This is a genomic window from Nitrospirota bacterium (assembly GCA_030684575.1).
In the GTDB taxonomy this organism is placed as follows: Bacteria; Nitrospirota; Nitrospiria; order Nitrospirales; family Nitrospiraceae; genus Palsa-1315.
Genome location: JAUXVD010000019.1, coordinates 67,530 through 82,264, shown reverse-complemented (window position 1 = coordinate 82,264; position 14,735 = coordinate 67,530). Strand labels below are relative to the sequence as shown.

Genomic DNA, 14,735 nt, shown 5'->3' with positions numbered 1-14,735 from the left:
GTTGGCCACAGTATACGACGAGGAGACCTCCTATGAGACGATCTGCCTGGCTACTCGCGATGTGCCTGCTTCTGACCGCCTGCGGCGGGAGCAATCCCTATCTGGAACAGTCTCTCAAACCGGCTGAGCTTCAAGGAAAAGACAAGGCCTGGTTTGAAAAGAACTGGGGAACGCCCAGCGGCAAGGCCCCTAGGTTTTTTGGGGGAGAAGCATGGACCTACTATCGCATCGCTGGCGGAAAGTCGGGCCTCCCCCTTTTTAATTTCACGCCCAACCAATGCCAAATCACGCTGAAGTTCGACAAGGAAGAAAAACTCGCCGACTACGACTATTCAGGCTGTTAACCGGCGAGCTGTTCCTGAAACTTGTGCGCACAGGTGCGACTACAAAAGTAATAGGTCTGGCCTCCAATATCTTCCGTGATCGCCTCTCCCCTTGGAACAAACACCCGGCACACAGGATCCTGCACCATGTGATTCTTGCCGGGAGGAAGCTGCTCTGGCTGGCCCTGTCCCTTGAACTCTCGGAGAGCCCGGCGGAGAAGAAAATATAATACGGTGAGGAGTCCGAGAATGATGATAATTCTATACATAGTGGTGGTCTCTTCGTGAGACCACAATCCTATGGGACAGCATTACCCCTGTCAAGGACTCCCTATACGGTTCTAGTTGAAAAGCCAACAGATTCCCACTCCAATCATTTGCTCAAACGGCCCAGCCAGACCAGCGCAAAAGGGCCTATTTCCCCAGAAGACCCAGTACTTCAGATGGATATGCTTCCATTTCATAGAATGCTAGAGTAATAACATGACGACTTGCGATAAATGCCGCGGGGCGATGTTACCGGAACGGGCAGTGGATCTGAACGCAGGACTTGCGATCACAGTGTATGCATGTTTGAACTGTGGCCGTCGGAAATCAGCGGGCCAGGAACCTCTGCCTATTACCGCACGACATTAGTCCGCGCTATGACAGCGAAACCGCTCACGTACGACGAGCATAAGGCAGCTGAAGCTGCCTTTCGTGGGACTCCGCTCAATCCTGATTGGACGGACTCAGCCCAGGAAATTTATGCCCGGCTATCTGCAGCAGTTGCCAAACGAAACACCACTGACCTCATGCCCACAAACACGTGGGACCGTGAAAAGGTCTGCCGGTAGTTCGTGACGTCACACTTCCGCCCGCGAACCCATTCATCGGCCCCTGATCGTACGAGTTCAACAGGTCAGCCCTCAAGCTTCTCAGATATCTAGAATCTGGTGCCCCTTCAGCTCTCACAGGCTCAGGGTTTTCCAGATGGCAAGCCAGGCAGAGACGCGCTACCGAAGACTCAGCACATCCATCATGTCGTAGAGGCCTGGAGGCTGCCGAACCACCCACTGCGCGGCCCGCAAGGCGCCCCCTGCAAAGGTATCTCGGCTGCTCGCTCGGTGTGTGACTTCGATGCGCTCCCCCATCCCGCCGAAAAGAATCGTATGGTCGCCGACGATGTCCCCGGCACGAATCGTTTGAATGCCGATCTCGCCTTTTTTCCGTTCCCCGATGAGACCTTTTCTGGCATAGACGCCGACCTGATCGAGGTCGCGATTCACCGCGTTCGCCAAGACTTCCGCAATCTTGAGCGCCGTGCCGCTCGGCGCATCTTTCTTGAGACGGTGATGGGCCTCGATCACCTCGATATCGTATTCATCCCCCAGCGTCTTCGCCATCTCGCTGATAACCTTATAGATCAGATTGACGCCCACACTCATGTTGGGCGACATCACGCAGGGAACCTGGCTGACGAGCAACTTCAGCTCTTCGAGCTGGGAGGGGGAAAACCCTGTCGTGCCGATCACCATGGCCCGCCGATGTTGCGCCACCGTGCGTAAATGATGCAGCGTAGCTTCAGGGGAGGAGAAATCGACGACCACTTCGCCTCGACTCAGCAACGCGGATAGATCGTCGGTAATCGGAACAGCCGCGCGGCCGCAGCCTGCCGTCTCCCCGGCATCGGCGCCCAACGCGCCATGGCCCTTCCCTTCGATCGCACCGGCTAGCGTCAGCACATTCGAGTCTTTAATCAACGCAACCAGCCGACAGCCCATGCGCCCGGCAGCCCCTGCCACAATCACGTTCGTCATAGAATTATTACCTGTACCGGAGCGAGCCCGGCTAAATGAGGCCTGCATCCTTTAAAGCCCTGGTCAATTGGTTCTTCGTGTCAGTTGCCATCTCACAGAGCGGTAAACGCAACTCCGGATCAATTTTCCCCATCATTCCCAGCGCAGTTTTAACTGGAATCGGATTGGTCTCGTAGAAGAGCGCGGTAAAGAGCGGCGACAGGGCGAAATGAATCTTTCGTGCCTCCTCAACCTGTCCGCTCAGGAAGGCCTTGACCAACTGCGCCATCTGGAGTGGGGCGACGTTCGACGTCACACTAATGACGCCTTTCCCTCCGACTGCCATCATGGGCAACGTCAAGGCATCGTCGCCGGCCAACACCGTCATCCGATCGCCGCACATACTCGCGATCTCAGAGGCCTGCTGGACAGACCCGCTCCCCTCTTTGATTCCGACGATGCTCCGTAGCCCGCAAAGCCTGGCCACTGTAGCCGGCAGCATGTTCACACCGGTCCTGCCTGGAATGTTATACAGAATCTGCGGAAGATCCACGGACTCCGCAATGAGCTTGTAATGGCGGTACAACCCCTCTTGTGTCGGCTTATTGTAGTACGGCGTAATGATCAGTGCCCCATCGGCCCCAGCCTCTTTAGCATGCTTCGTGAGGGACACCGCCTCTGCCGTGCTATTCGAGCCGGTCCCGGCAATCACGGGAACCCGGCGATTGACCACCTCGACGGTCAATTCGACCACGCGATGATGTTCCTGGTGCGACAGGGTGGCGGATTCGCCGGTGGTGCCGCAGGGCACAATCCCGTTCGTCCCATTGGCGATTTGCCATTCGATGAGATCGCCGAAGGCCCGTTCGTCGACCTTCCCATTCCTGAACGGGGTGACAATGGCAATCAATGCGCCTGTAAACATGCTGACTCCTTCGCCAAAAATGCGTCTTTCCTGCCCGTTCCTCAGTCGAGAAATGCCGGAATCGTTTCGCCCTTCACCAAATCCTCGTAGGTCTCTCTGGTCTTGATAACGTGGATCTCCCCGTCTTTGATCAAGACCTCCGGCACCCGTGGGCGTGAATTGTAGTTGGAGGCCATCACGAAGCCATAGGCCCCCGCACTCATCACCGCCAGCATATCGCCAGGGTTCACCTCCGGGAGCAACCGGTCTTTCGCCAGAAAATCGCCCGACTCACAGACCGGACCGACGACATCCACATTATGCTTGGGCCGCTTGAGCACCGCCTCCGAGACGGGACGAATCTCGTGATAGGCTCCATACAGGCTCGGCCTGATCAGATCGTTCATCGCCGCATCGACGATAATAAACCGTTTCGCCTCGCCGTCTTTCCGATAGAGGACCTTCGTCACGAGAATGCCGGCATTGCCAACGATGACGCGGCCCGGCTCCATAATGAGGGTCACGCCCAAATCCTTCAGCAATGGCGACACGGCATCCGCTAAGTCTTGCGGCAACGGGGGTGTTTCGTCCGAATAGGTAATGCCGAGACCGCCGCCGATATTGACATACCGGATGTTGATGCCCTGAGCTTTCAAGGCACCGACCAGCGCCACGATCTTCTTGACGGCCTCGACGAACGGCGTCACCTCGGTCAGCTGCGATCCGATATGTTTATGCACTCCAACGACATCGATGTTGGCAAGTGAGGAGGCCAGCGCGAACTCTTCGAGCGCCCGATCGGCTGCGATCCCGAACTTGCTCTTCTTGAGGCCGGTCGAAATATAGGGATGTGTTTTCGGATCGATATCCGGATTGATCCGCAGGGCGACTCTCGCCTTGACTCCGACAGAAGCCGCAACTTCATTGATCGCCTGCAACTCGGCCGACGACTCGACGTTGAACATGAGGATGTCTGCCTTCAAGGCCTCGCGAATCTCCTCGTGATTCTTGCCGACACCCGCGAACACAATCTTCGAGGGAGGCACGCCGGCCTTGAGTGCCCGGAAGAGCTCCCCGCCGGACACGATATCCACCCCGCTCCCCTCCTTCGCCATGAGACGGAGGATCGCAATATTGGAATTGGACTTCATCGCGAACGCAATCACATGGGGCAGGCTCTTGAAGGCCCCATCGTAGGCCCGGAAATGACGGACGAGAGTCGTGTAGCTATAGATATAACAAGGTGTGCCAACCTCTTCCGCGATACGGCTGACCGGCACCTGTTCACAGTAGAGTTCGCCCTGTCGATACTCGAAGTTATGCATCCTGTCCATCCTTATTCAACCGTTCGCGGCTTGCGAACGAAAAACCCGCGTATGAGGCCTCGACCGCATCCTCGAACAGACGGCAACAAGCTTCACGCTGGGATCTCACGCTCCATCGCGCCATCGCCATTACCGAGTTCCCACTGGTCGCAACGGGGGAAGATTCACATCCTGCCCCTGTAGCATGGGATCCTGAGGCAGCTCACCGGACTCGGCTGCCGCTGCCGCCTCACGCCGTTTGAGTTCCAAAAGCTCTCGCTTCTTTTGCAGTTGAATCGTCGCATTCACCCCGACATTTTCCGGGGGAACCGGAGGCCCCACGACCCCGCAGGCCGCCAGCAGTCCTATCATTACACCAGCTACGATGGACGTCGCATTCAATGTCCGCATCTTCACGAGAGCATCCGCTCGAGTTCTTTGATGCGTTGCTCCACTCGCGCTCGGGCCGTTCCACCGATCTGAGCCTTTTGATCGATTGCGGCCGTAACCGTCAACCGAGCGAACAGACCCTTTTCGATTCGCGAGGAAAACTCCCGCAACTCTTCGAGCGAGAAATCCGTCAGCTCACGGCCTTGATCCAATGAAGCCCGCACCAACCGCCCCGTAATCGCATGGGCTTCACGAAAGGGCACCCCTCTGGTTACAAGGTAGTCCGCCACTTCCGTAGCCAGCATGCCTCCACCCTGGAGCGCCTGATTCAACGCGTCGCGGTTCACCGTCATGCGACGCATCAGCTCCGTCAAAATCTCTACCGACGCGGCAACCGTATCGAGCGCATCGAAGAGCGCCGGCTTATCCTCTTGGAGGTCCCGGTTATAACTCAAGGGCAGCGCCTTGAGGGTGGTCAACAGATTCACGAGGTGACCATACACACGCCCCGTCTTGCCCCGTACCAATTCCGGCACATCGGGATTCTTCTTCTGCGGCATCATGCTGCTGCCGGTACAGAAGGCATCGGGAAGATCGACAAACCGAAACTCCTGGGATGACCAGAGGATCAATTCTTCGCTCAACCGGGACAGGTGCATCATCGTGATCGACAAGGCCGAGGCGACTTCGATCATGAAGTCACGATCGGACACGGCATCCAGGCTGTTTTGCGTGACGGCGGGAAAACCCAACAGCTTGGCGGTGAAGAGGCGATCGACCGGGTAGTTGGTCCCCGCGAGGGCGCCGGACCCTAGCGGCATGACGTTTAAGCGCGCCGAGGCATCCAGAAATCGCCCCTTATCCCGTTCGATCATTTCCACATAAGCCAAGAGATGATGGGCAAACAAGACCGGCTGCGCCCGTTGCAGATGGGTGTAGCCCGGCATCGCCACGGTGCGATTGGCCTTCCCCTTTGCGACCAAAACACGCTGAAAGTCTTCTAACTGCATCACGAGCCGACCCAGCTGATCCCGCAAATAGAGCCGGATATCGAGCGCCACCTGATCGTTACGGCTGCGGCCCGTATGTACCTTGCCGCCGAGCGGACCGATCAATTCGGTCAGCCGACGCTCAATCGCCATGTGGATGTCCTCATCCTGCGGCGTGAAGCGAAAACGGCCTCGATCCAACTCCACTTTCACCGACTCCAGGCCCCGCACGATCGCCTTGGTCTCAGCTCCGGTGAGGACGCGGGCCTTCCCCAATGTTTTACAATGGGCGATGCTGCCCTGAATATCATAGGCATAGAGCCGGCGATCGACCGCCACCGATACGGTGAACGCTTCCACCAGCCGATTCGTCTTCTCTGTGAACCGCCCGTCCCAGGCCTTTGGGCCTTTCGATGCGACAGAGCTGCGGTCCTTTGCTCGTGTCATTAGATACCGGCCTTCTTTCGTTGGGCTCTGATCTTCAGCCGTAACGCGTTCAGCCGAATGAAGCCCTCGGCATCTTTCTGATTATAGACTTGATCTTCTTCAAACGTGGCGATGTCGAGCCGGTAGAGCGAGTTCTTCGACTTCCGTCCGGCCAGTGTGCAGCTCCCCTTATAGAGCTTCACCCGCGCCGTGCCGGTCACATCCTGCTGCGCGACATCGATCGAAGCCTGGATCATCTCCCGCTCCGGGCTGAACCAGTAACCGTTGTAAATCAAATCGGCGAAGCGCGGAATCAAGCTATCTCTGAAATGCAGCACCTCGCGATCCATCGTCAACGACTCGATCCCGCGATGGGCCACGTGGAGGATCGTCCCGCCCGGCGTTTCATAGACCCCGCGCGACTTCATCCCGACGTAGCGGTTCTCCACCAAATCGACACGCCCGATCCCATGCGCGCCACCCAGCTTATTGAGGTGGGCCAATAACGTCGCCGGGCTCATTTTCTTCCCGTCGACCGACACGGGATTACCGGCTTCATAGCCGATTTCGACTTCAAGCGGCTTGTTCGGCGCTTTCTCCGGCGACACCGTCATTTGAAATATTTCATCCGGCGGTGACTTCCAGGGATCCTCCAAGATGCCGCCCTCATAACTCACATGAAACAAATTCAGATCCATGCTGTAGGGCTTGGCTTTCGTCGCCGTGATCGGAATGCCATGCCGATCGGCATACTCGATCAATTCGCGCCGCGACCCCATCGTCCATTCGCGCCAAGGCGCAATGATCTTGAGATTCGGCGCCAAGGCGGTATAGGTCAGCTCAAACCGCACTTGGTCGTTGCCCTTTCCCGTAGCGCCATGCGACACCGCCTCGGCCCCTTCCTTCAGCGCGATCTCAGCTTGCCGCCGCGCAATGAGGGGCCGGGCGATCGAGGTCCCGAGCAGGTAGCAGCCTTCGTAGACGGCATTGCCGCGCAACATCGGAAACACATAGTCCTTCACGAAGGTCTCGCGCAGATCCTCGACGTAGACTTTTTTCACGCCAAGCTTTTGCGCCTTGGCCTTGATCGCTTGCAGGTCTTCGCCTTGTCCAAGATCGGCACAGAACGCGATCACCTCGCAATCGTAGGTTTCTTGCAACCACTTCAAGATTACAGAGGTATCGAGCCCGCCGGAATAGGCCAACACTACTTTCTTCATGACAGCACTCATCGTCTCGTTCGACTCCTCTTGCCTAGTAGGTTCGTTAAAATAGCCTTCTGCATGTGCAGCCGGTTCTCTGCCTGGTCGATGATGACCGACTGAGGACCGTCCAGCACCTCGGCGCTGATTTCTTCCCCCCGGTGGGCCGGCAAACAATGCATCACGATGGCATCCGGTTTGGCGCGATGCAACAGGCGGCTGTTCACTTGATAGGGCGCCAGGACTTTCAATCGTCGTGCATGCTCCCGCTCGCGGCCCATACTGATCCACACATCGGTATAGATCACGTCCGCTTCCTTCACTGCGACATGGGGGTCAAGCCCGATTTCGATGACGGCGCCGGTTTTGGCTGCCTCGATCCTGGCCCGATCCACGACATGTTGCTCCGGCTGATACCCGACCGGACAACCCAACGTGATGATCATTCCCATCTTTGCCGCCGCTTCGATCAGGGAATTCGCTACATTGTTGCCATCGCCGATATAGGCGATCTTGATTCCCTTCAACCGGCCTTTTATTTCTCGAATGGTCAGGAGGTCCGAAAGGGCCTGACAGGGATGGCTCAAGTCGGTCAATCCATTGATCACCGGCATCGTCGCTTCCTTCGCCCATTCTTCTACGATGGAATGGTCGTAGGTGCGGATGACGATGGCGTCGAGATAGCGGGACAACACGCGGGCCGTATCCGCGACACTTTCCCCGCGCGAAAGCTGGATCTCGGCCATAGGCAACACCAGGGCATGCCCACCCAGCTGGTTCATGCCTGCCTCGAAGGAGACTCTCGTGCGCGTTGACGGCTTCTGAAACAGCAGACCCAAGGTCTTTCCTGGAAGCAGGGGATGGGGAATCCCCCGGCGCTGCTTATCTTTCAACTGAGCCGCCGACGCCAACAGACGCTCGATCTCCACTTTGCTGATCGCAGCAATGTCGACGAAATCCTTCTTGCCGACCAGCTGGCTTGTCGTTTGCTTCATCATGCGTAGCTTGTCCAATCGGTGCGAGGGTGCCCTACGCCGCCTGCTTACTGAAAATCTGAGTCAACGTGTCGAGCAATCGATCGATTTCTACCTCGGTAATGATCAACGGAGGGACAAACCGGAGGACATGTTCACCGGTTCCATTGATCAGAATGCCGCGCGCCAAACATTCGCTCACGACGACTTTCCCCTCCATGTCGAGCTCAATCCCTTGTAAGAGCCCAAGGCCCCGGACCTCTCGCACCACCCGATGTCGCGCCTGACAATCGGATAGTCCCTTTGCGAAATATTCCCCCATCCGGCGCGCATGATCGAGGACCTGGCCCTCCAGCAACATGCGACAGACGGCTAGGCCCGCCGCACAGGCCAGCGGATTGCCGCCGAATGTCGAGGCATGGCTGCCGGGGGAGAAGGCCTGGGCCACGGAGTCGATCGCGAGACAGGCGCCGATCGGCATGCCGCCGCCCAGTCCTTTCGCCAGGGTCATGACGTCCGGCTGTACCCCTAACTGCTCATAGGCAAAGAGCGTTCCGGTTCGTCCCATTCCGGTCTGCACTTCATCGAACATCAATAATACGTCTTTTTTTGTGCAGAGGGCTCTCACCTGCTTCAGATATTCACGATCTGCAACGTGCACGCCCCCCTCGCCCTGAATCGGTTCGAGCAGAATGGCCGCCGTCTTGTCGGTGACGGCCTGCTCCAGCTCTTCCAAATTATTGAAGGCGACATGGTGAAAGCCCGGGAGTAACGGCTCGTAGCCCTTTTGAACCTTTTCCTGCCCCGTTGCGGTAATCGTCGCCATCGTCCGTCCATGAAACGAGTTCTTCATCGTGACGATTTCGTACCGTCCGGCTCCATACTTGTCATGCGAATAGCGGCGAGCCAGTTTAATCGCAGCCTCGTTCGCCTCTGCTCCGCTGTTGCAGAAAAATACCTTGTCGGCAAACGAGTGCTCGACCAGCACTTGGGCGAGTTTGACTTGAGGCTCCGTGTAGTAGAGATTCGACGTGTGGATCAGCTGCGCGGCTTGGCGCTGGATAGCCTGAATCAAGTCGGGGTGACCATGCCCCAGGATGTTGACCGCAATCCCGCCGACGAAATCGAGGTACTCTCGCCCCTCAAAATCGTAGACCTTCGTCCCCCGCCCCCGCGCAATCGCGAGCGGTTGGCGCGTATAGGTCTGCATCAAGTACCGCGCGGCGTCCTGTTTCAGTTCTTCTGTCGGCATGACAGACGTATCCCCTTGTAAAGAAAGGGAAGGTAGCATAGCCCTGTCGGCGGAAGCAACTTGAAATGGGCAGGAGAAGCCATCGATCAGCATGGCGCTGCTTCTTTACCCAGATGATGCCTCCGTTGTGATAGTCTCTGGCGGATGAAGTCCTGTGCGCAATGTCAGCAGCAGAATCAGGAAGACGCCAAGTTCTGCTACCAGTGCGGAAATACGCTGGCCATTGAGCCTGCACCACCCATCGCCGCCACTGTGCCACATACCGATGAAGACCTCTGGCGTCAACTCATCGGTCCTCACGCCGATCGCTATCTGGAACATTTCAAGAAATTCGGGTTAGGAGACGAGCCGAAGTTCGCCCTGACGTGGAATTGGCCGGCATTTCTGTATATTTCATTCCTCTGGTTCCTCTACCGGAAAATGTACGTCTATGCGCTGGTCTATGCTCTCGGTCCGATGATTTCGACGTACGTAACCGGCGATCTTACCGTGGGTCTCGTCTGGAGCATCATGGCCGGCGCCACCGCAAACTATGTCTACTATTGGTACTGTCGTGAGCAGATTAGCGAGATCAAAAAGAGTTCCTGGACAGACCCGGCAAAACAAGACGAAGCGTTGAAAGAGGCGGGGGGCGTTCAGCCCTATGTGATCTGGGTCGGCATCGCCCTGTACATATTCTTTGCGATGACGATGTTCAAGTTGCTTCAAGATGGCGTGCCGGATTCAGACAAGTTCCCGACCAAACCCACGAGACCAGCCGCCACGAGTACCACGTAACCGTGAGCGCGATACGACGACCTGTGATGACTTACTCTGGCATGCTCTGCCGACTCCGCTGCCACCCAATCCAGGCCTGAAACCACCCGAAATCCTGTTCATACGCGGCTCCGCCTGAGTCAGAGGCGTCCTGCTTCTGCTCGATCTGTGTATAGGTGCGCGGCCAGTTTTTCTGCCACCAGGATTTGAGTTCGTCCGGTGCATAGGCCTGGCCGTTCGGTTGGAGAATACCTGCCGCCGCGCAGACCGGCGCAATGAGCGGCCAGTAGCGATCTTTGCCGAGGCCGAGGCTGCGAAAATGTTCGCGCAGCAGAAAGACTACCCAGAGCTCGGCACTGTGTTTCTTGTTATGTTTGAAGGGTTGCGTCTGCCGTAACGGAACCGGATCGAATTGCTTGATGACCGAGGTATAGTCCGGGCCGCCGTAACTGCCGGCTACCTCGGCAATGCCTTCCAACATCTTTCCCAGCTCAACTTCTGCCACAGGTGAAGAACCCGCCCCCCCGCCTGCGGCCAACTCCGCCAGCGGGTTCGGCGTGGTCAACAACTCGATGAGCGGCTTCAGTTCCCGGAGGCGGGCGGTGGCCGCTTTGAGAATCTGTTCCGACTCCAGCCAATAGTCCGGATCGTTCTTCGTGAGTCGCTCTCGTCCCGGGGGCGGAAGCACCGTGGGAACCCAATAGCGCATCAGCACAAAGAGGATGTAATCGGCCTGCCCGCCGACTTGTGCAATCCGGTCGAACATGCTGCCCGTATGCAGACCCGTAAAAAAATCGTGCGCTCGATCAGCGACATGCAACCGCTCGCCGATCCCGTTCCACCAGGCCTCAAACGCGGTCCAGTCCATATCGGGAAGCGGCGAAGTCGTCATACCGGCGGGATATCCTGGGTGGGAGAATCACTCGGCATCGTACTGCCAGGCCTGGGCGATTGCAACAGATGCCGCGCTGAGTCGGTGAGCAACCTCGCTCCCGGGCTCGAAGAAGGCGCACGATGAAGAAGAGAGGGAGGAAGAAGCTCGCCTGCATGACCCATAAAGGCTAGGGCAGCGGGATCACGGCAAGACGACGATTCCCCCCGTCCCCGATCCAGAGGTGTAGCTGATCAAAGATCAATCCCTTGGTCGTCGTCACGGAGTTGGCGGTCGGCGGGGTGACATTGATGGAGGTGACGAACCCCGATTGGCCGATCTGCCTGGAGGCCGACTGGTCCGTCATGATCGGGAGATCGAACAGCATCGTGCGGTTATTGGTATGGTCGCTGACAGCCAGCAGATTGCCTTTCGCTGCCAACGCATTCGGAAAATTGAGGGTTTTATCGGTCGGTATGGCGCCCCCTCCTCTATTCGCTAAACAGGAGGAGAGGTTGGCTTGTCCCAGCACCGCAGCGGCGGAGGAACCGGTCGTGACCGGAATACTATCGAAGCGCAACACGCGGTGATTGCCCCCGTCGGAGACAAAAAATGTGTCGCCAACGCGTAAGATTTCATAGGGACTGTTCAGACTGCTCGCCGTGCAACCTGACGTGCCGACCCCCATGTTCGGTTGGCCGATGACATAGGAGGCAGTGGGATTGGTGGCGGTAGGAATGGGATCGTATACCATTATCCGGTTGTTGTCTTTGTCGACAATGAATAACTTCTCATCCATACAATAGGCGGCATAGGGACGATTCAAGCCGCTCGCTGTCGTGGCTGCGGTGTTCCCAGAAAAATTAGGCTGACCAATTACGAAATCCGCTGCCGTGCCGTTGGCGGTCGGCACTCGATTATAGACGAGCACCCGGTTATTGCCCCGGTCGGCGACGAACATCTTACCGTTAGAACAGACTGACACATGGACGTTATCGTTAAGTCCTGCGGCAGAGGTTGCTCCGCCGGCATCCGCCGTGGCAGAGACGAAGTCGGCCTGCCCGACCACGACGTCCGGTAACGCTGTCGCATCCTGTGGAACGTTGTTAAAAATCAGTGTCCGGTGATTCCCTCGATCGTTCACGAACAGTTTCACTCGATTTCCGTCATTGGGATCGACATAGGCGCCAAGGGAGTAGATATTGTTCACGCCATTTTGCTTGACCGCACCGCCGTCACGATTGACCAATCTCGAGACCGAATCGTTTTGAAACAGCACGAATGGCGAAGCGATCGAACTGCTCAGCACCACCCCCGAACCGCCGAAATCATTCGCCGATGCCGCATTCCCACCAGTTGCGTTCGTGGCTGGGCCACGACCATCATCCGGATTGCACCCGGTGACCAATACTAAGAATGCCGATCCGGCAAGGCACCGCCTCAATGTGCGTGAGTAGATCATAGTGCTGCTCCCACTCACAAAGAGCGGGATGGGAGTCGGGCCGTTACAATGTTGGCCCTGTTATTATCCCCACGACAACCCTTACGGTTATCTATCCTGAAAAAATGATCCTGCCAAGCAGAATCATTTCTGTCAATTAGTTCCAGAAAACTCGTTCGGCAAGGACAGTGCACCCCGCCGTCTCGCGTTCACCGGAATCCTTTTCCTGCTCTTGACTTCGCAGCTTGATCGTTTATGCTGTGACCGATTGTTCGACCCTGTCATATGATCGTGGAGGCGCCGGGAATGGCTCGATTAGTCCTGCTTCGTCATGGTGAATCACAATGGAACCTGGAGAATCGTTTCACTGGGTGGGTGGATGTCCCCTTGACTCAACGAGGAATTCAGGAAGCGAAGAACGCGGGTGATAAGCTTCGCGGGTTTACGTTCGATCGTGCATTTACATCCGTACTCACGCGCGCAAACGAAACCCTCAGACTGGCCCTTGAGGCGATCGGACAGTCGAACCTCCCCGTCGTGAAAGACAAGGCGCTCAACGAACGGATGTACGGCGAGTTACAGGGATTGAATAAGGCCGAGACTGCGAAAAAGTACGGCGAGGCACAGGTGAAGATCTGGCGGCGGAGTTACGATATCCCTCCGCCGGGCGGGGAAAGCTTGAAGAATACCGCCGAACGGGTGTTGCCCTACTACGAACAGACGATCAAACCGTATCTCCTGAAAGGGGAAACGATCCTCATCGCGGCGCATGGAAACAGCCTACGGGCCCTGACGATGGAACTGGAACAGCTCTCCCGTGAGCAAGTACTGGAGTTGAATATCCCGACAGGGGCACCGGTGCTCTACGAGTTGAATGAGACGGGAACAGTGGTCAGCCACCGCTACCTCTGACAATTGAGGCGAACCAGAAGATTATCCGACATCTTGCAGTAACCGCCCGTAGGTCTCGACCGGCACAAAATCGATCAACAGGGTGAGAAGTTTTCGCCGCTCCCCTTCCGTGACCAAGTGCTTCTCCTCCATCAACTCGGCGGCTTCGGCATTCACGGCCAGCGAACTCACACCCTCTTCAATCAAACGGGTATACAGACGACGACGCTCCTGCCATTCATTGAGATATGCGGTCCAGGCAGCCGTCCCGATAGGAACGGTCGTCCCCCATCCAGCCTCGATGGTATCCAGGATGAGCTCCGACAATGCCGCCTGGTACTTCAGCGGAATATGGGCCTCAATGGCGGCAAAGATCCAAAATAAATTCAGCGAGAGCACTTCTTGGGTAATCGCCTGGGCCTGCTCCGCCGTCGCATCGATGCCATATTCTTCCAGTTGCTGGACTGACAGGCCGACAGGCATTGCTGCGATCAACGCTGCGCCGGCTTGCTTCGGGGTCATCGAATTAGTCGACATGCCTGAGTTCTCCCATTGTTCGCGGTGCCAGAGGATACCTGACTGCGCCAGCCTGCTCAAGCAACTTGTCCAAGCCTATACTCTATGCTACAGTCCGCCGGCATGATTTCACGGATCGTCTCCATATCGTTACGCACAACCTGTGCTGCAGGCCTGTTGGCCCTGTTGCTGTTGGGTACCGCCGTAGGCGTACCGCAGGCCCAAGCTGACGACAACCGTTGGGGGTTCGGCAGCGACCTGGGCCTCACATCCGGAACGGTCAATGGTACGGTGTTCACCATGGCATTTAGTGGTGACTACTACATCGATCGAAACTTTTCCATCGGCCCGATGATGCAGATCACCCCCATGGGAGATCTCTTCCAAATCTCCTTCGCCGGAGTCGCGCGCTACCACTTTCGCCTCAACAACGGCATCAATCTGGTCCCCTTCTCGGGCATCGGTCTGATCCACGCAGACCTGGACCGCGGAACAGGCCCAGGACGTATCGATCGTAACGACACGAGTTGGTATATTCCTATCGGCCTTTCCGTCGAATATCAGGCCACCCACAACATCGCGCTCTCCTCAACGCTGATGGTCAATCTCCACGACATCAACCTCGCACCATCGCTTCCCGAAAAAGACCGCACGAGTGTAGCCCTGCTGTTCGGCTTCCGCTTCAGTCCTTAGTGCAATCGTCGCACGTCAATGAGGT

General features: G+C 57.0%; 16 protein-coding genes. 4 read left to right on the top strand and 12 right to left on the bottom strand.

What is annotated here, in order from left to right; all coding sequences use genetic code 11:
* The first annotated feature begins 32 nt into the window (after nucleotides 1-32).
* Nucleotides 33-344, top strand: a complete 312-nt coding sequence (locus Q8N00_13910) for a hypothetical protein (protein ID MDP2383886.1) — start codon at nucleotides 33-35, stop codon at nucleotides 342-344.
* Here the strand turns inward: Q8N00_13910 and Q8N00_13905 are convergent.
* From Q8N00_13905 to Q8N00_13865, 9 genes are all read right to left on the bottom strand, one after another.
* Complete coding sequence (locus Q8N00_13905) at nucleotides 341-592, bottom strand: YHS domain-containing protein (protein ID MDP2383885.1); 252 nt, start codon at nucleotides 590-592, stop codon at nucleotides 341-343. The genes Q8N00_13910 and Q8N00_13905 overlap by 4 nt on opposite strands.
* 726 nt (nucleotides 593-1,318) lie before the next feature.
* Entirely contained in the window at nucleotides 1,319-2,122 is an 804-nt protein-coding gene (dapB, locus tag Q8N00_13900; protein ID MDP2383884.1) for a 4-hydroxy-tetrahydrodipicolinate reductase, read from the bottom strand.
* A gap of 31 nt (nucleotides 2,123-2,153) precedes the next feature.
* Nucleotides 2,154-3,026 carry a 4-hydroxy-tetrahydrodipicolinate synthase gene (dapA, locus tag Q8N00_13895; protein MDP2383883.1) on the bottom strand — a complete coding sequence of 291 codons (873 nt, stop codon included), beginning with the start codon at nucleotides 3,024-3,026 and terminating at the stop codon, nucleotides 2,154-2,156.
* Nucleotides 3,027-3,067: 41 nt separating this feature from the next.
* The gene (gene lysA, locus Q8N00_13890) at nucleotides 3,068-4,330 is read right to left on the bottom strand and encodes a diaminopimelate decarboxylase (GenBank protein ID MDP2383882.1); all 1,263 of its coding nucleotides are present in this window, start codon (nucleotides 4,328-4,330) and stop codon (nucleotides 3,068-3,070) included.
* 129 nt (nucleotides 4,331-4,459) lie between these two features.
* Entirely contained in the window at nucleotides 4,460-4,726 is a 267-nt protein-coding gene (locus Q8N00_13885; GenBank protein MDP2383881.1) for a hypothetical protein, read from the bottom strand.
* Complete coding sequence (argH, locus tag Q8N00_13880) at nucleotides 4,723-6,135, bottom strand: argininosuccinate lyase (protein ID MDP2383880.1); 1,413 nt, start codon at nucleotides 6,133-6,135, stop codon at nucleotides 4,723-4,725. Before argH ends, Q8N00_13885 begins: the two co-directional genes overlap by 4 nt.
* Nucleotides 6,135-7,346, bottom strand: a complete 1,212-nt coding sequence (locus Q8N00_13875; GenBank protein MDP2383879.1) for an argininosuccinate synthase — start codon at nucleotides 7,344-7,346, stop codon at nucleotides 6,135-6,137. The genes argH and Q8N00_13875 overlap by 1 nt, the downstream gene beginning before the upstream one ends.
* The gene (argF, locus tag Q8N00_13870; protein ID MDP2383878.1) at nucleotides 7,343-8,311 is read right to left on the bottom strand and encodes an ornithine carbamoyltransferase; all 969 of its coding nucleotides are present in this window, start codon (nucleotides 8,309-8,311) and stop codon (nucleotides 7,343-7,345) included. The genes Q8N00_13875 and argF overlap by 4 nt, the downstream gene beginning before the upstream one ends.
* 34 nt (nucleotides 8,312-8,345) lie before the next feature.
* Nucleotides 8,346-9,542 (bottom strand): acetylornithine transaminase, encoded by a 1,197-nt coding sequence (locus Q8N00_13865; GenBank protein MDP2383877.1) that lies wholly within the window; start codon nucleotides 9,540-9,542, stop codon nucleotides 8,346-8,348.
* A 144-nt stretch (nucleotides 9,543-9,686) separates the two neighbouring features.
* Between Q8N00_13865 and Q8N00_13860 the strand changes: the two genes are divergently transcribed.
* Nucleotides 9,687-10,319, top strand: a complete 633-nt coding sequence (locus Q8N00_13860) for a DUF2628 domain-containing protein (protein MDP2383876.1) — start codon at nucleotides 9,687-9,689, stop codon at nucleotides 10,317-10,319.
* Nucleotides 10,320-10,350: 31 nt separating this feature from the next.
* On the opposite strand, the gene Q8N00_13855 is transcribed toward Q8N00_13860, so the two are convergent.
* Both Q8N00_13855 and Q8N00_13850 read right to left on the bottom strand, forming a co-directional pair.
* A complete protein-coding gene (locus Q8N00_13855; protein MDP2383875.1) occupies nucleotides 10,351-11,190 on the bottom strand; it encodes a hypothetical protein in 840 nt (279 codons plus the stop codon).
* A gap of 169 nt (nucleotides 11,191-11,359) precedes the next feature.
* Nucleotides 11,360-12,631, bottom strand: coding sequence for a hypothetical protein (locus Q8N00_13850; GenBank protein ID MDP2383874.1), 1,272 nt, complete (start codon nucleotides 12,629-12,631; stop codon nucleotides 11,360-11,362).
* A 285-nt stretch (nucleotides 12,632-12,916) separates the two neighbouring features.
* On the opposite strand from Q8N00_13850, the gene Q8N00_13845 reads away from it, so the two are divergent.
* Nucleotides 12,917-13,522 (top strand): 2,3-bisphosphoglycerate-dependent phosphoglycerate mutase, encoded by a 606-nt coding sequence (locus tag Q8N00_13845; protein ID MDP2383873.1) that lies wholly within the window; start codon nucleotides 12,917-12,919, stop codon nucleotides 13,520-13,522.
* A gap of 21 nt (nucleotides 13,523-13,543) precedes the next feature.
* Here Q8N00_13845 and Q8N00_13840 read toward each other — a convergent pair whose 3' ends face one another.
* Nucleotides 13,544-14,038 (bottom strand): hypothetical protein, encoded by a 495-nt coding sequence (locus Q8N00_13840; protein MDP2383872.1) that lies wholly within the window; start codon nucleotides 14,036-14,038, stop codon nucleotides 13,544-13,546.
* 102 nt (nucleotides 14,039-14,140) lie between these two features.
* Between Q8N00_13840 and Q8N00_13835 the strand changes: the two genes are divergently transcribed.
* Nucleotides 14,141-14,710 carry a hypothetical protein gene (locus tag Q8N00_13835; GenBank protein MDP2383871.1) on the top strand — a complete coding sequence of 190 codons (570 nt, stop codon included), beginning with the start codon at nucleotides 14,141-14,143 and terminating at the stop codon, nucleotides 14,708-14,710.
* The last annotated feature ends 25 nt before the right edge of the window (nucleotides 14,711-14,735 follow it).

What these genes read in the sequence shown, in the direction of transcription:
- Q8N00_13910 (MDP2383886.1), top strand. Translation starts at nt 33, where the DNA reads ATGAGACGATCTGCCTGGCTACTCGCGATGTGCCTGCTTCTGACCGCC.
- Q8N00_13905 (MDP2383885.1), bottom strand. Translation starts at nt 592, where the DNA reads ATGTATAGAATTATCATCATTCTCGGACTCCTCACCGTATTATATTTT.
- dapB (MDP2383884.1), bottom strand. Translation starts at nt 2,122, where the DNA reads ATGACGAACGTGATTGTGGCAGGGGCTGCCGGGCGCATGGGCTGTCGG.
- dapA (MDP2383883.1), bottom strand. Translation starts at nt 3,026, where the DNA reads ATGTTTACAGGCGCATTGATTGCCATTGTCACCCCGTTCAGGAATGGG.
- lysA (MDP2383882.1), bottom strand. Translation starts at nt 4,330, where the DNA reads ATGCATAACTTCGAGTATCGACAGGGCGAACTCTACTGTGAACAGGTG.
- argH (MDP2383880.1), bottom strand. Translation starts at nt 6,135, where the DNA reads ATGACACGAGCAAAGGACCGCAGCTCTGTCGCATCGAAAGGCCCAAAG.
- Q8N00_13875 (MDP2383879.1), bottom strand. Translation starts at nt 7,346, where the DNA reads ATGAGTGCTGTCATGAAGAAAGTAGTGTTGGCCTATTCCGGCGGGCTC.
- argF (MDP2383878.1), bottom strand. Translation starts at nt 8,311, where the DNA reads ATGAAGCAAACGACAAGCCAGCTGGTCGGCAAGAAGGATTTCGTCGAC.
- Q8N00_13865 (MDP2383877.1), bottom strand. Translation starts at nt 9,542, where the DNA reads ATGCCGACAGAAGAACTGAAACAGGACGCCGCGCGGTACTTGATGCAG.
- Q8N00_13860 (MDP2383876.1), top strand. Translation starts at nt 9,687, where the DNA reads ATGAAGTCCTGTGCGCAATGTCAGCAGCAGAATCAGGAAGACGCCAAG.
- Q8N00_13855 (MDP2383875.1), bottom strand. Translation starts at nt 11,190, where the DNA reads ATGACGACTTCGCCGCTTCCCGATATGGACTGGACCGCGTTTGAGGCC.
- Q8N00_13850 (MDP2383874.1), bottom strand. Translation starts at nt 12,631, where the DNA reads ATGATCTACTCACGCACATTGAGGCGGTGCCTTGCCGGATCGGCATTC.
- Q8N00_13845 (MDP2383873.1), top strand. Translation starts at nt 12,917, where the DNA reads ATGGCTCGATTAGTCCTGCTTCGTCATGGTGAATCACAATGGAACCTG.
- Q8N00_13840 (MDP2383872.1), bottom strand. Translation starts at nt 14,038, where the DNA reads ATGTCGACTAATTCGATGACCCCGAAGCAAGCCGGCGCAGCGTTGATC.
- Q8N00_13835 (MDP2383871.1), top strand. Translation starts at nt 14,141, where the DNA reads ATGATTTCACGGATCGTCTCCATATCGTTACGCACAACCTGTGCTGCA.